Raw genomic sequence first — 12,592 nt, forward strand, 5'->3', positions numbered from 1 at the left:
CACGGGAGGTGAATGATGGCCTGCAGCCCCAACCCCAGCGGAGGCAGTGGCGTCGCAGCGGTGCTCGCTGCTGAGGCTGCGGTGCGCGAGGAGGCCAAGCAGAAGGTCATCAAACGGGTGCTCCACCTGCACAAGCAGGGGGAGTCCAACACCGTCATCGGGCGGCGCCTGGGCCTGAGTGTGCCCACCGTCGTCAAGTACCTGCGCGAGGCTGGGGCGTCGGGGTACAGCGCCCGCGAGTCCGAGGGCGTGCCGCTGCCGCCCACCAACCAGCCGCGGAAGTACGTGCACCTGGTGCAGCAGCCAGTCCCGGCGCCGGTGCCCGCCCCTGTGACGCAGGTCGAAGTGCCCCCATCCGTGTGGGCCAAGCCCGTCCAGGCCGTCTTCGCGTTCTTCGCCGAGGCACTGGGGAGGCGTCCGTGCCGGTGAGAAAGCGGAAGGGGAAGCGAGGAGGGAGGCAGGGCGCGGGCACTGGCCGACTGACGGGGCGCCAGCGAGCCTTCGTCGAGCACTACCTCGTGCGCCCTGTCGCCTCGGAGGCCGCGAAGAAGGCCGGGTACGCGGAGGGTTCGGCAGAGGTCGCCGGGTCCAGGCTGCTAAGGAATGCTAAGGTCGCGAAATTCCTCGCAACGGCACAGAAGGAGCGGCTGGAGCGGCTGAAGGCGTCCGCCGACGAGGTGGTGGTGGAGGCCTCGCGCATCGGCTTGGCGGACCCGCGCCGTGCGTTCGACGCAAGCGGGATGCTGCTGCCCATCCAGGACATCCCCGAGGACATCGCCCGGTGCATCTCCAGCATCGAGGTGGAGGCGCTCTTCTCCGGCAAGGGCGAGGACAAGGTACAAATCGGCACCCTCACCAAGGTGAAGTTCTGGCCGAAGGACAGGGCGCTGGATTTGTTGGCGCGGCACCACGGCCTGGACAAGCCCCAGGCCATGAAGCTCGAGGTGTCCGGCCCAGGCGGGGGCCCCATCGCCACCACCGACGCGAGAGACTTGGAGGGGTACACGGATGCCGAGCTCGACCAGCTTGAGGCCATCGAGCGCGCCCGCGAATCGCGGCGTGCAGCGGCCGTCGCTGGCTCAGATTCAGACAGAGAAGCGGCGTCGTCGCCGGAGACGAGCTGAGGACTCGCTCGCCGTCTTCGTCCGCGAGGCGTGGCACGTCATCGAGTCGACGACGCCACTGGAGTGGAACTGGCACCACGACGCCTTGTGCATCCACTTCCAGGCGCTCATCGAGGACTGGATGCGCGTCCAACTCTCAAGGATGGAGTTGGATTACATGCCTCCCGAGATGCGGCGGGAGATGCGGGAGCGCGCCGCGCGGCTCGGTGTGCTGCTGCCGGACGGCACGTTTCGGAAGGATGTCACCCAGAGGTACCAAGACATCCTGATGAACGTGCCACCTGGCACGATGAAGTCACGCATCGTCAGCGTGATGGGACCGTGCTGGGTGTGGACGAGGTGGCCCGAGTGGCGAGTGCTGGCGCTCTCCACTACGCCCGATGTCGCGCTGCGTGACGCCATCCACAGCCGCGACGTCTTGGCATCCGACTGGTACCGGGAGATGTTCGAGCCGACCTGGAGATTCAGTGAGGACCAGGACGCGAAAGGGAACTACAAGAACACCCGGGGCGGGCAGCGGCAGTCCAAGGGCATCACCGCGAAAATCACCGGCTCGCGCTCGGACACCATCCTGGTGGACGACCCCCACGACGCGAAGGAAATCCACAGCGCTCCGAAGAGGGAGGCCGTCCTACTCGCGTGGGACACCGCCATCGCGAACCGCGTGAACGACCTGCGTTCATCAACGCGGCTCATCATCATGCAGCGGCTCCATGAGCGGGAGTTGGCTGGGCACGTCCTCGCGCGAGGCGGGGTTGAGCACCTGTGTCTCCCGTTGGAATACGAGGTGAAGCGGGCCTGTGCCTGCCCCTCATGCGTGCGCGGTGAGACGGCGCTGGGGTGGAAGGACCCGAGGACAACCGAGGGCGAAGTGCTCCAGCAGTCGCGCTTCCCTCCCGAGGTGGTGGCAGCGGAGAAGAAGCGACTGGGCTCGTACGGTGCCGCGGGGCAACTCCAGCAACGCCCGGCCCCGGCCGGTGGCGGCATGTTCCCGCGAGGGTGGTGGCGCTTCCACTCGCTCGGCGGTCAGCGTCCGTTGCGCAACGGGGCGCCAGTCTCGCGTCCGGAGGGGTGCACCGACGCGCCCCCGGCGCGCACGCCGGAGCGCTTCGACCGCGTCTTCACCACGCTGGACGCGAACTTCGCCGAGGGGCTGGACAGCGACCCCGCCGTGCTCTGGGTGGTGGGCACCAAGGGCGCGCAGCGCTTCGTCTTGTCGCGGCGGGTAGCGCACGGCTACCCCGACACGGAGAGGATGCTGCGCCAAGCCGCCAAGGACTTCCCAGAGGCGAGCGCCCACCTGGTGGAGAACAAGGCGAACGGACACGCCATCGTCCAGACGCTGCGCCTTGTCGTGCCTGGAGTCATCGCCCGGGAGCCAGAGGGCGGGAAGGTGGTGCGGGCCGCCGCGCTCCAGCCGTCAGTGGAGGCTGGTGACTGGCACCTGCTGGATGGGGCCGACTGGGTTGGTGATGTGGTGGAGCAGTTCGCCAACTTCCCGCGAGCCGCTCACGACGATGACGTGGACGCTGCGTCCCAGGGGCACATCTGGCTGGCTCGTCCGGAGGTGTTCGTGGTGTAGGCCAGCCCGTTGAGTCTTTTCAGGAGGTGGGCGTAGGGCTCGCCCACATGGGAAGACTCGGCAACGCATGGCGGGCGCTCTTCGGCCCCGGGGACACGGCCGCCCAGTCCGCGGGCGGGCTGCTGGCCGGCGTCCTCACCACGACGCAGGCCCCGCGGCGCGGCACCCGAGAGGTGTTGCAGGCGTACAAGCGCAGTCCCTGGGTGCACTCCCTCTTCCGCCGCGTGGCCGAGGACGTGGCCTCCATCCCCTGGCAGGTGTACGCGGCGCCCGGGCGGCGGGGGAAGTCCGTCTCGCGTAGCCTGCACGGTGCCCGCGGTGACGTCCGCGCGCGCATGGTGGGGCGGGCGGTGGCAACGGGCGACCTGCGCCCCGTGGACGCCCACCCATTCCTGGACGTCCTGGCCGCCTGCAACCCAGCCCTGGGGGCGCATGACACCTGGACGGTGGCGCAACTCCACCTGGACCTCGTCGGACAGGCGCCCCTTGTCTGGGAGCGCAATGCCCTGGGCCAGCCCCTGGAGTTGTGGCCCGTGGCGCCGCACTGGATTGCCGAGGTGCCCCGCGTCGGCTTCCCCTACTACCGGGCCTCGTGGAGCGGCTGGCAGCGCAATCTCCCCGAGGCGGACGTGCTGTGGCTGCGCGGGCCGGACCCTGAGCACCCCTATGCCCGGGGCACGTCCTACGGCGAGGCACTGGGCGATGAGATGGACGTGGGCGAGCTGCGCGCCCGGTACGCCAAGAACTTCTTCTACAACGACGCCACGCCGGCCGCGCTCGTCTCCCTGGAGGGTGCCAGCAAGGACCAACTGCTGGCCATCAAGGCGGACTGGGATGCGGACCATCGCGGGCCCGGACGGAACGGCCGCCCGCGCTTCACTGGCACGAAGATGCAGTACCAGGCGCTGACGCAGTCGCTGAAGGACATGCAGTTGAAGGAGCAGCGGGAGGAGGACCGGGACATCGTCCGCGAGGTGCTGGGCGTGCCCCCCGAAATCCTCGGCGTGCTGGAGAACAGCAACCGCTCCACCATCGACAGCGCGGAGTACCTGTACATGCGCGGCGTGGTGGTGCCCCGGAAGGAGCGCCAGCGCGTGGCCCTGGAGCGCGTGCTGCGCGAGTCCTACGACGAGCGGCTGGTGCTGGGCTTCGTCTCGCCAGTGCCCGAGGACGCAGCCGCCCAGCGCGCGCACATGGTGTCCGTGCCGAGCGCCTTCACGGTGAACGAACACCGCACGGCAGGTGGGCGCCCAGCACTGGAGGACGGCGCAGGCGAGGCGCTGTACGTGCCTCCCTCGCCGGGCCTGGGTTTCGGCTCCCTAGGGCTGTCGGCGGGGAAGGAGGACCCGGCCTGGGCGCGGCGGGCGGGGGGCAGGGGCCGGCCCGTGCGCAAGGCAGTGGACCCGGTGGAGGTGGCGCTGGAGGCGTTGCGCCCGGAGTTCCTCTCCGAGGAGGTGGGCCCCGTCAATGACGAGGCCTACGAGGCATGGGCGCAGCAGGCGCTGGACCAACTCGGCACGGGCGCACGGTTCGACATGCGCAACCCCCTGGTGCGCGAGGCGCTGGAGAGGGCAGCGGGGGAGCGCATCGCCCTCATCAACGAGACGACGGCCCAGGCCCTGCGCTCCGAGCTCGCCGCCGGCGCCGCGGCAGGCGAGGGCGTGCGCGAGCTGGCCAACCGGGTGGAGGACGTCTTCGAGGACGCGGAGGGCTACCGCGCCCGGCGCATCGCCCGCACCGAGGTGGTGGGCCTGTCCAACTCCGCCAACTTCGAGGCATGGCGCCAGTCAGACGTCGTCGAGGGCAAGGAGTGGCTGTCCGTCCGCGACGGCAGCACCCGCGACTCCCACCGCAAGCTGGATGGCGTGGTGGTGGGGCTGGACGAGCCTTTCGTCACCAGCGGCGGGCGCAAGGCCCAGCACCCCGGTGGCTTCGGCGTGGCCGAGGAGGACATCAACTGCCGGTGCACGGGGCTGCCCAAGGTGGCGGACCCGGACAAGGCGGTGCGCGCCCTCACCGAGGAGGCGAAGGCCGCGCTGTGGAAGGCCTTCGACGAGGCCCTGGTGCCCTGGGAGGACGCGCTCGAGGACGCGCTGAAGCGTGGCTTCCAGGCGCAGAAGGCGGCCGTCCTGGCTGCGATTGGAGGGGAGTCGTGACGCTGACTGCATGGCTCGCTGGGCTGTCCCTGGCTGCCTTCGCCGTGGCCCTCGTGCTGGTGTACCTGCGCCTGCGCTGGTGGGCCCGGCGCTGTGAGGCGGTGGAGCAGGAGCGCGATGAGGCATGGCAACCCCGCGTCCGCGCCATGGGGACGGAGTCCCTCTGGCTGAAGGAACGACTCGACATCGAAGACGCGCTGACGCGCCTGTGGCCCAGGCTGGCTGTGCAGACGCCGGAGGAGGGCGCGGCCGTGGCCGTCCTCCGCGCCGCCTTCCCGTCGCTGCCGGCGCCGGGGGATGGCCTCACGACACGTGATGTCACCAGCGAGCCCGCCGCCGCTGAGTCGCCGACCGTCGGCAGCACCGACGCTCGCGCCACCTGCCCGACGTGCAGCGACACCGCTTGCGTGGCGCCCGGCCACTGCGACGACCCGGGCTACTTCTTCGGAGGGGATGGGCCATGAGACCCGACTGCTGCAAGGAGTGCGGCTCCCTCCCGGTGACGAAGCAGGACCGCGTGCCCCTGGAGTGCGCGGTGTGCGGGCACGTCCTCTGCGATGGATGCGCCCTTATCCCGGTGGATGGCGAGGACGTGTGCCTGTCGGGCGATGAAGTCACCGACGAGGAGCGCCGCACGTACCCCGCCTTCTGCGAGGAGCACGAGGGGCGGATGCCCGCGAGGAGGGACGCGCCGTGACGCTCCCACCGTGGCTCATCACCGCCGTGTCCTGGGCCGTCGTGGGCACGGGCGCGCTCGTCGTGTTGGCCATGTGCCTCGGCATCTCCATCGCCTGCCTGGAGTCCGCCCTGCGCAACATGGGCATCTGGCGCACCGTCACCGAGGCCATGGTGCTCGTCTGGGACAGGCGCCGGAAGGAGAAGACGCCATGAGCGACCACCTCGCACCCCAGCCCCCGCCCGTGGAGGGCAAGGCCCGGCCGACGTGGGAGTGTGTGACGGACGAGCTGCGCCGCCGCGCGGGCGAAACCACCGGCGAGGAGTCCCGCGTCTGGGCCCTCATGGAGGTGGACGGCCACGCCCGAGACGCCTTCGGCGAGGGCAAGTACGGGCGACGCCACCAAGCCGACAACGGCAGGGACCACGCCTGCGACGCCTACCAAGAGCACATGGACGGCTCCATGTACTGGCGCGCCGAGGCGGACGTGGCCCACCTGACGGGCGACGAGTCCCGCGCAACGGAGGCATGGGCGCTGTACCAGGACTCCCTGCGACTCGCCCACCGCGCCCGGCTGTACCTGCTCAGGAGGGATGGGAAGTGATTCGGCTGCTTCAGCGGTTCGTTGAGTGGGTAGCCGGATGGTTCCCTGACAGCCCAAGCCAGTGGGAATACGAGCGCCGCGAACGCCATCGGATTGGGAACGAACTCGTCCGGCAGTACCGCCTGCGGCAGATGTGCCCGTATCGCCACGAGACGAAGGACGAGCCGTGAGCCACATCCACCGCCCGCCCCGGTGCCGCCTGTGCGGCAGGCCCCTGGGCTGTGGGTGCCCGAAACTGCCGCTCCGGCAGGCGCGGCGTGGTGGGTATGTAGCACCCTGTAGCAATAGGCCGCGCTCCTCCTTGGATCTGGCGTGGCGAACCGACAGGTAGTAGCCGGGACGATGGCCAGGCGCATTGGAGCGCCGGCCATCCACCCTAACGGGGGAGGCAGAACATGGCGCTGTACCTCGTGACGTACGACGTAAAGGAGCCGCATCAGACGGCGGTTAAGGAAAACCTGAAGGACCACTGGTTCTTGGCGGCGTTAAACATGGGAAGCGTTGCGCTGCCTGACACGACCTTGGTGTTTGATGCGGCGTCAGGAAAGGATGCCGAGGAGAAGTTCCTACGCCTCGCCGTCCAGGGGCTCCCCGCGGGGGAGAAGATCATCACGCGGTACTTCGTGACGGCCGTGTCTGCAGACTGCACCTATTCGAGGTAGCAGGCGGGCCCCCTCTTGATTCGTTTCAGGAAGGCCCAGCACCGTCGGCGGCGTGAGTGACAAACGCGCCCGCCCGCTGACTACGCAGGAGTTCGCCCGGCTCTCCCGGGCCAAGGACTTCGACCCGCGCACCCCCGTGGCGCGTGACGTCGGAGAGGTGCCGCCCCCGGTGGTTGAGGGCGGCATCCTCCGTGACGTCATCATGTCCACGTCGACGGTGGACCGGGCCGACGACACCGTGTCCCAGTCCGGCTGGGACTTGGTCGACTTCATCAAGAATCCGGTGCTGCTGTGGTGCCACGACATGTGGAGCCCGCCCATCGGCACCGTCGCGTCGCCGTCCGTGCGCACCCTGGAGACGGGCACGCAGCAGCTTGTCGCCCCCTCCATCGAGTTCGCACCCCGGGAAGTGAATCCCTTCGGCGCCATGGTGGGCGCGCTCTACACACACCCCAAGCGCTTCGCCCGTGCCTTCTCCGTGGGCTTCCGCCCGAAGAAGTGGAACTACAACGAGGAGCGCGGGGGCATCGACTTCCTGGAACAGGCGCTGCTGGAACTGTCGTGCTGCGCCATCGGGATGAACCAGGAGTGTCTGAGCGGCGCAAAGTCGGCGGGCATCCAGGTGGACCTGCTCCTGCCCTTCGCGGAGAAGCGCCTCGACGGTGACGCCTCGGCGCCCCTGTGGATGGAGCCCGAGTTCGCCGGCGCCGTGTACCGCAGCCTCGTGCCGCGCACGCATCAGGTGCCCGGTGGGGCGCCGAAGAAGAAGGACCCGGAGCGCAAGCGCATCCTGGCCGCGCTGGAGGTGCAGGGCCGCGCGGTGGAACTGCTCACCGAGCAGGTGCGCACGCTCACCGACGCGGTGGTGGCACAGCAGCGCGCGCCCGCCGCTCCGACGTCGGTGGTGGTGCACCCGACCAAGGCGTTCGACCCGGCACGAGTCGCGGCCCTCACCGGCCGCATCCTGGACACGAAGCTCGCGGCCATCACCGGCCGCGTGGTGGATGAGTAGCCGGCCGCCACGCGGCCAAGACGAGGAAACACGACATGAGCGGAAACAAGACGGGCACTGGCAGCGGACAGGGGCAGGCCAACAGCGAGGAAGAGGCGCTCGCGGCCATCATCGGTCGCGTGGTGGACGAGCGGCTGGCGCCGTTCCAGGCCGCGCTGGGGCAGAAGGCCACCAGCAACATGGCGGGAGTGCCGGGAGACGACACGGGCCGGGCACCCATCACGGGGCGGGCGGCGAGCGAGGGCACCGGCATCGACGTGGGCCGCCTCGTGGTGTGCGCCTACCAGGAGAAGTCCGGCCACGCCCGCGGCAAGTCCGCGGCGCAGATTGCCCGGGCCGCGGGGTATGAGCGTGTCGCCAAGTCGCTGGAGATGAGCGACGCCCGCGTCCAGGCCACGCTCGCGGCCAAAGCGCTCAACTCCACCACGCTGGAGGCGGGTGGCATCTTCGTGGACACGCCCATCTCGGATGAGATTTTTACCCTGCTGCAGCCGAAGGTGTGGATTCGCGAGCGCGCCGACTCCATCCCTCTCGCGGCCGGCGTGGACTTCAATAAGCAGACCGGTGAGGGCGTCGCCTACTACAAGGGCGAGCTCGACAGCATCACCGGGAGCCAGCCGGCGTTCGGCCTCGAGGCCATGGTGGAGCGAGAGTTGACGGCGCTGACGCCGTTCAGCAACCGCCTCCTTCAACTCGGTGGCTCGAAGGTTGAGGCCATGGTGCGGGACAGCATCCTCCGCGTCATCGCCAAGAAGGAGAACCTGTCCTTCTACCGAGGCGAGGGTACCCGAGGCGGCCCGAAGGGCATCCGCAACCGCGTCGCCTCCGCCAACCGCTTCGATGCTACCCAGGCCGGTGCCACTGCCACCCTGGCCGAGGTGCGGGCGGACCTCCAGCGCATCATGCTGAAGCTGGCCAACGCCGACGTGCCCATGGCGAAGCCGGCCTGGTTCATGTCGCCGTCCACCAAGGCATTCCTCATGGCGCTGACGGACGGCAACGGGAATGCCGTCTACGAGGCGCAGCTCTCCAACAACACGCTGCTGGGCTACCCCGTGGACGTGTCCACGCAGGTGCCCATCAACCTGGGCGCTGGCGCGAACGAGACCGAGTTGGGCTTCGTGGACTACGGCGAGGTCATCATCGGCCAGGGGGACATGTTCCTCGAGGTGTTCCCCAACGCCACCTATGAGATGGGCGGCAACACTATCAGCGGTGTGTCCCGCAATCAGACGGTGGTGCGCGCCATTCAGTACCACGACCTCATCACCCGCCACGACGTGAGCGCGGCCTTCATGCAGTGCAAGTGGCTGGCGTAGCCCTAGCCCTCCACGTCCCTCTTTACCCACGGAGACCTGACCGACATGAGCGGCGGACCTCGTTTCTACGATTCGGGCTCGTACATCGCGCCCAAGTTCAGCAGCATCAGTGTCCTGACGGCGGGCGGCGCGGGTGACAACGTCGCCGTCGTCGGCGCCTCCATTGACCGGATGGGCTTCGGCTCGTCGGCGGTGGCGGTGACGTACTCGGCGACGCTGGCGGCGGCGGCGACGTTGTCCATCACCGTCCAGCGCGAGCAGTCGGACGACGGCACGACGTGGGAGGCCGCCACGACGGTGCTGCCCGCGCAGGTGGTGGCCACGGGGCCCGGGGGGGGCGGGACGGTCCGCGGCGAGGTGAAGCTGCGGGAGTCCTACGAGACGGCGGCGCGCTTCGTCCGCTACTCGGTGACGCCCAACCTCTCCGCGTCGGCGACGGACACGGCAAGTGTCGCGTGCACCGTCGTCCTCGGCGGCGCGTTCAACGGCACCTCCCTGCCTCTGAGTTGACCCCATGCGCGCCGTCCGCTTCAGCCACAGCCATGAGCACGGGCGCACCGGCTACCTCTCGGGTGAGGTGGCCGGGTTCCCGGATGACGTCGCCGCCCGTCTGGTGTCGACGGGCGTCGCCAAGTACCTCACCCCGGATTCTGCCGCCCCCTCCGAGGGCACCCCTCCCAGTCCGGCGGACGGCCCGCCGAGCGCTTCGGAGGGGGCGGCGCCCCTGGACTCTGCGCTGACTGCCGAAGAGCAGCTCGCGCCGTTGATGCCGCCTGAGCCACCGCCAGACCCGGCGGCGGAGCGGGCTGCCATCGAGGCAGACAACGTCTCTCGCACCACGCCGAAGTCCGAGCGCAGGAAGAGGTAGCCCGTGGCCCTGGCCGACAACGCCCTGACGACGGTGGCGACGCTCGCGTACGAACTCGGACTCCCCGAGCCCGCCGCGGGCAGCCCCGCCGAGAAGGACTTGGAGCGCCGCATTGCCGTGGCCTCCAAGGCAGTGGAGGACTACTGCGACAGGCGCTTCGGCCGGGCCACCCTCACCGAGAAGGTGCGTGGCATGGGCGGCCAGGTGCTCATGCTGGACAGGTGCCCCGTGCTCTCCATCACCTCCGTCACCCTGGACGGGCAGGTGGTGCCGGTGGCTGAGTACGAGTGCGTGGGTGTGGATGCAGCGGCTGGCCTGCTGCGCACCCGCTACGGCAGGTGGGCCAACACGGCGGACTGGCAGCGAGGCGTCTCCCCAGAGCCGCTGGCCGGCACGGAGCGCGCGGCCTACACCGTCGTGTACGTGGCCGGCTACGTCCTCCCCAAGGATGCTGCCCCGGGCAGTCCGTCCACGTTGCCGGCGCCGCTCGAGGAGGCGTGCCTCCTGACGGCGGTGGCCAGCTATAGGGCGAAGGGGAGGGACCCGAGCATCGTCTCGCAGTCGCTCCTCTCCGCGTCAGTGTCCTACGCCGGCAGTGCCGTGAACACCGCCATCGGCCTGGGCGTCGCCGGCATCATCCCCGACAGCGCGGCGTACATGCTCCAGCCGTATCGCCGTCTCACGTGACGCCATGGACATCCGCCACCTGTTAACCCAGGTCGTCACCGTCGCCCCGTACGTGGCCGCCAATGACTTCGGCGAGCCCGGCTATGGGCCCCAGCGCCAGGTGCAGGCCCGCGTCGAGAAGGTGCTCGGCATCGCCCAGGAGGGCGCCACCGGCAGCGAGGCGCGCGCGTCCGCGGTGCTGGTGGTGGCCGAGCGCATCGGCCCGCAGGACCGTGTCTGGCTGCCGGGCAGCAACGTGGCCGACCCGCGCCAGGCGCAGGTGCCGGGGCCGGACGGGGTGACGGAGGGCATTCCCCTCGCCGGCACGGGCGCGGCCTTCTACGAAATCCGGCTGGTGTAGCCATGGCCAAGCGCCTCGAAGTCGGCGGCGCGCAGGGCGCGGACAAGGTGCGGCGCGAGCTGGACAAGCTGGCGAAGGAGGCGCCCCGCGCAGTGTCCCGCGCCCTCTACCAGCAGGGCATGCAGGTGTGGGCCGACTCGGTGAAGCGCGCCCCGGTGAAGGACGGCGTCCTCCGCAGCTCGGCTTACGTGGCGCCGCCCACGCAGCGCGGGGACTACGTGGCAGTCGAGGCCGGCTTCGGGACGCGCTACGCGGTAAACCAGCACGAGGGCACCAACTACAACCACCCGCGGGGCGGCGAGGCCCACTACCTCCAGAAGGCCGTGGCCAACGTGGCCAGCCTGGAGAAGATTGCCGCCTTCGCCCGGCGCAACCTGGAGACAGGGAAGGGAACCGGAGCGCTCCCCGCTGGCGTGCCGCGCCGTCCGCCCACGTCCCCTCAGCCGAAGTGGCAGCTGCACCAGCGCGCGAAGGAGCGCGCCCACAAGAGGCGAGAGAAGCGGCAGAAGCGAGCCGAGGCCCGGCGCCTGAAGCGAGCGGAGAAGGAGTACCGCCGCAAGCAGAAGCGGAAGGAGAAGCGGGCGGAGGCCACGAAGCGGCGGCAGATTGCCCGCGCGTACCGGAAGGAGCGGCAGAAGCAGCGCCGTCGGGATAGGCGCCTGCTGCGGAAGGCCAGGCGCGAGGAGCGGCGGAAGCTCCAGAAGAAGGCGCGCCGCGAGCGCCGTGAAGCGCGTCGGCTGGAGCGACGCCAGCGCAAGGCCCAGCGCGCCTACGAGGCGAAGGTGAGGCGCAAGCAGCGCCGCGAGCAGTTGCGCCTGCGCCGGGCACAGGCGCGCTTCAACCGGAAGGAGCGGCAGAAGCAGCGCCGCCTCCAGAAGCAGCAGCAAGCCAAGCTGGCGCGGCTGGAGCAGAAGCAGCGCGCCCACGAGGCCAAGCTGGCGAAGAGGGAATTGGTGCGCCGCCGTCGACTGGCCCGTCTCCAGCGGGAAGACGAGGCGCGCATGAAGAAGCAGCAGGCGAAGAGGGCGGCCCAGCAGGCGGCCTTCCTCAAGCGCATGAGGCCCAAGAAGCGCAAGCCGAAGGGCACCACGAAGAAGCGGAAGAAGCGCAAGCGGAGGCGGGCGTGACGCAGGATCCGGAAAGTGACGTGGCCACCTTCCTCGCTGGCGCGGGGCTCTCCCTGGTGGTGGGTACCAACCTCTTCAAGGGGCCGGTGCGCCCGGCGTCAGACGTCATCCCCCAGGCGTGCGTCTTCGTGCGGGTGGATGCTGGAGCCGAGCCGGAACCCTACCTGGGCGGACGCACCACCGGCAGCGTGTACGAGGCGGACGTCGAGGTGCTCATCCGCGGTGAGCCGGACAGGTACGACGCGCCAAGGCAGGTAGCGCGCGCCGTCCTGGTGGCGCTGCAAAAGGCCTCGCTGCCCGGGTACTTCTCGTGCGTGGTGGCCCAGTCCCAGCCGGACTACCTGGACCAGGACGACAACCAGTGCCACGAGTTCGCCGTGGACGTGACGCTCAGCTGGGTGGCGTAGGCATGCGCCCACTTGAAACGTTTCAGGA

The 12,592-nt window shown here is 69.8% G+C and carries 17 protein-coding genes; all 17 read left to right on the forward strand.

Translation table 11 applies throughout. The annotated features are described in order from the left end of the window. The first annotated feature begins 12 nt into the window (after positions 1-12). The 17 genes from BLU09_RS06990 (at position 13) to BLU09_RS07070 (ending at position 12,564) form a co-directional block, all read left to right on the forward strand. A complete protein-coding gene (locus BLU09_RS06990; RefSeq protein WP_090487394.1) occupies positions 13-429 on the forward strand; it encodes a helix-turn-helix domain-containing protein in 417 nt (138 codons plus the stop codon). Further along, on the forward strand, positions 426-1,124 hold the full coding sequence (locus tag BLU09_RS06995; RefSeq protein WP_167371048.1) for a terminase small subunit: 699 nt from the start codon (positions 426-428) through the stop codon (positions 1,122-1,124). Before BLU09_RS06990 ends, BLU09_RS06995 begins: the two co-directional genes overlap by 4 nt. Further along, the gene (terL, locus tag BLU09_RS07000) at positions 1,060-2,706 is read left to right on the forward strand and encodes a phage terminase large subunit (RefSeq protein WP_167371049.1); all 1,647 of its coding nucleotides are present in this window, start codon (positions 1,060-1,062) and stop codon (positions 2,704-2,706) included. The genes BLU09_RS06995 and terL overlap by 65 nt, the downstream gene beginning before the upstream one ends. A 47-nt stretch (positions 2,707-2,753) precedes the next feature. Then, positions 2,754-4,862: a phage portal protein gene (locus tag BLU09_RS07005; protein ID WP_090487400.1), complete on the forward strand. Its 2,109-nt coding sequence runs from the start codon at positions 2,754-2,756 to the stop codon at positions 4,860-4,862. Then, the gene (locus tag BLU09_RS07010; RefSeq protein ID WP_244171495.1) at positions 4,859-5,326 is read left to right on the forward strand and encodes a hypothetical protein; all 468 of its coding nucleotides are present in this window, start codon (positions 4,859-4,861) and stop codon (positions 5,324-5,326) included. Before BLU09_RS07005 ends, BLU09_RS07010 begins: the two co-directional genes overlap by 4 nt. After that, positions 5,323-5,559, forward strand: coding sequence for a hypothetical protein (locus BLU09_RS07015; protein ID WP_090487403.1), 237 nt, complete (start codon positions 5,323-5,325; stop codon positions 5,557-5,559). Before BLU09_RS07010 ends, BLU09_RS07015 begins: the two co-directional genes overlap by 4 nt. Next, entirely contained in the window at positions 5,556-5,753 is a 198-nt protein-coding gene (locus BLU09_RS07020; RefSeq protein ID WP_090487406.1) for a hypothetical protein, read from the forward strand. Before BLU09_RS07015 ends, BLU09_RS07020 begins: the two co-directional genes overlap by 4 nt. Then, positions 5,750-6,142, forward strand: a complete 393-nt coding sequence (locus BLU09_RS07025; RefSeq protein WP_090487409.1) for a hypothetical protein — start codon at positions 5,750-5,752, stop codon at positions 6,140-6,142. Before BLU09_RS07020 ends, BLU09_RS07025 begins: the two co-directional genes overlap by 4 nt. Before the next feature lie 395 nt (positions 6,143-6,537). After that, on the forward strand, positions 6,538-6,804 hold the full coding sequence (locus tag BLU09_RS07030) for a hypothetical protein (protein ID WP_090487412.1): 267 nt from the start codon (positions 6,538-6,540) through the stop codon (positions 6,802-6,804). A gap of 52 nt (positions 6,805-6,856) precedes the next feature. Continuing rightward, complete coding sequence (locus BLU09_RS07035) at positions 6,857-7,816, forward strand: HK97 family phage prohead protease (protein WP_090487415.1); 960 nt, start codon at positions 6,857-6,859, stop codon at positions 7,814-7,816. 35 nt (positions 7,817-7,851) lie between these two features. Continuing rightward, positions 7,852-9,135: a phage major capsid protein gene (locus BLU09_RS07040; protein ID WP_090487418.1), complete on the forward strand. Its 1,284-nt coding sequence runs from the start codon at positions 7,852-7,854 to the stop codon at positions 9,133-9,135. Between the two features lie 45 nt (positions 9,136-9,180). Then, the gene (locus BLU09_RS07045; protein WP_090487421.1) at positions 9,181-9,645 is read left to right on the forward strand and encodes a hypothetical protein; all 465 of its coding nucleotides are present in this window, start codon (positions 9,181-9,183) and stop codon (positions 9,643-9,645) included. A gap of 4 nt (positions 9,646-9,649) precedes the next feature. After that, positions 9,650-10,003, forward strand: coding sequence for a hypothetical protein (locus tag BLU09_RS07050; RefSeq protein WP_090487424.1), 354 nt, complete (start codon positions 9,650-9,652; stop codon positions 10,001-10,003). A 3-nt stretch (positions 10,004-10,006) separates the two neighbouring features. Further along, the gene (locus BLU09_RS07055; protein ID WP_090487427.1) at positions 10,007-10,690 is read left to right on the forward strand and encodes a hypothetical protein; all 684 of its coding nucleotides are present in this window, start codon (positions 10,007-10,009) and stop codon (positions 10,688-10,690) included. Positions 10,691-10,694: 4 nt separating this feature from the next. Next, the gene (locus BLU09_RS07060) at positions 10,695-11,030 is read left to right on the forward strand and encodes a hypothetical protein (RefSeq protein ID WP_090487430.1); all 336 of its coding nucleotides are present in this window, start codon (positions 10,695-10,697) and stop codon (positions 11,028-11,030) included. Positions 11,031-11,032: 2 nt separating this feature from the next. Next, the gene (locus BLU09_RS07065; protein WP_090487433.1) at positions 11,033-12,157 is read left to right on the forward strand and encodes an HK97 gp10 family phage protein; all 1,125 of its coding nucleotides are present in this window, start codon (positions 11,033-11,035) and stop codon (positions 12,155-12,157) included. After that, positions 12,154-12,564 carry a hypothetical protein gene (locus tag BLU09_RS07070; RefSeq protein WP_090487439.1) on the forward strand — a complete coding sequence of 137 codons (411 nt, stop codon included), beginning with the start codon at positions 12,154-12,156 and terminating at the stop codon, positions 12,562-12,564. The genes BLU09_RS07065 and BLU09_RS07070 overlap by 4 nt, the downstream gene beginning before the upstream one ends. The last annotated feature ends 28 nt before the right edge of the window (positions 12,565-12,592 follow it).

This window comes from Myxococcus virescens, assembly GCF_900101905.1.
GTDB lineage: Bacteria > Myxococcota > Myxococcia > Myxococcales > Myxococcaceae > Myxococcus > Myxococcus virescens.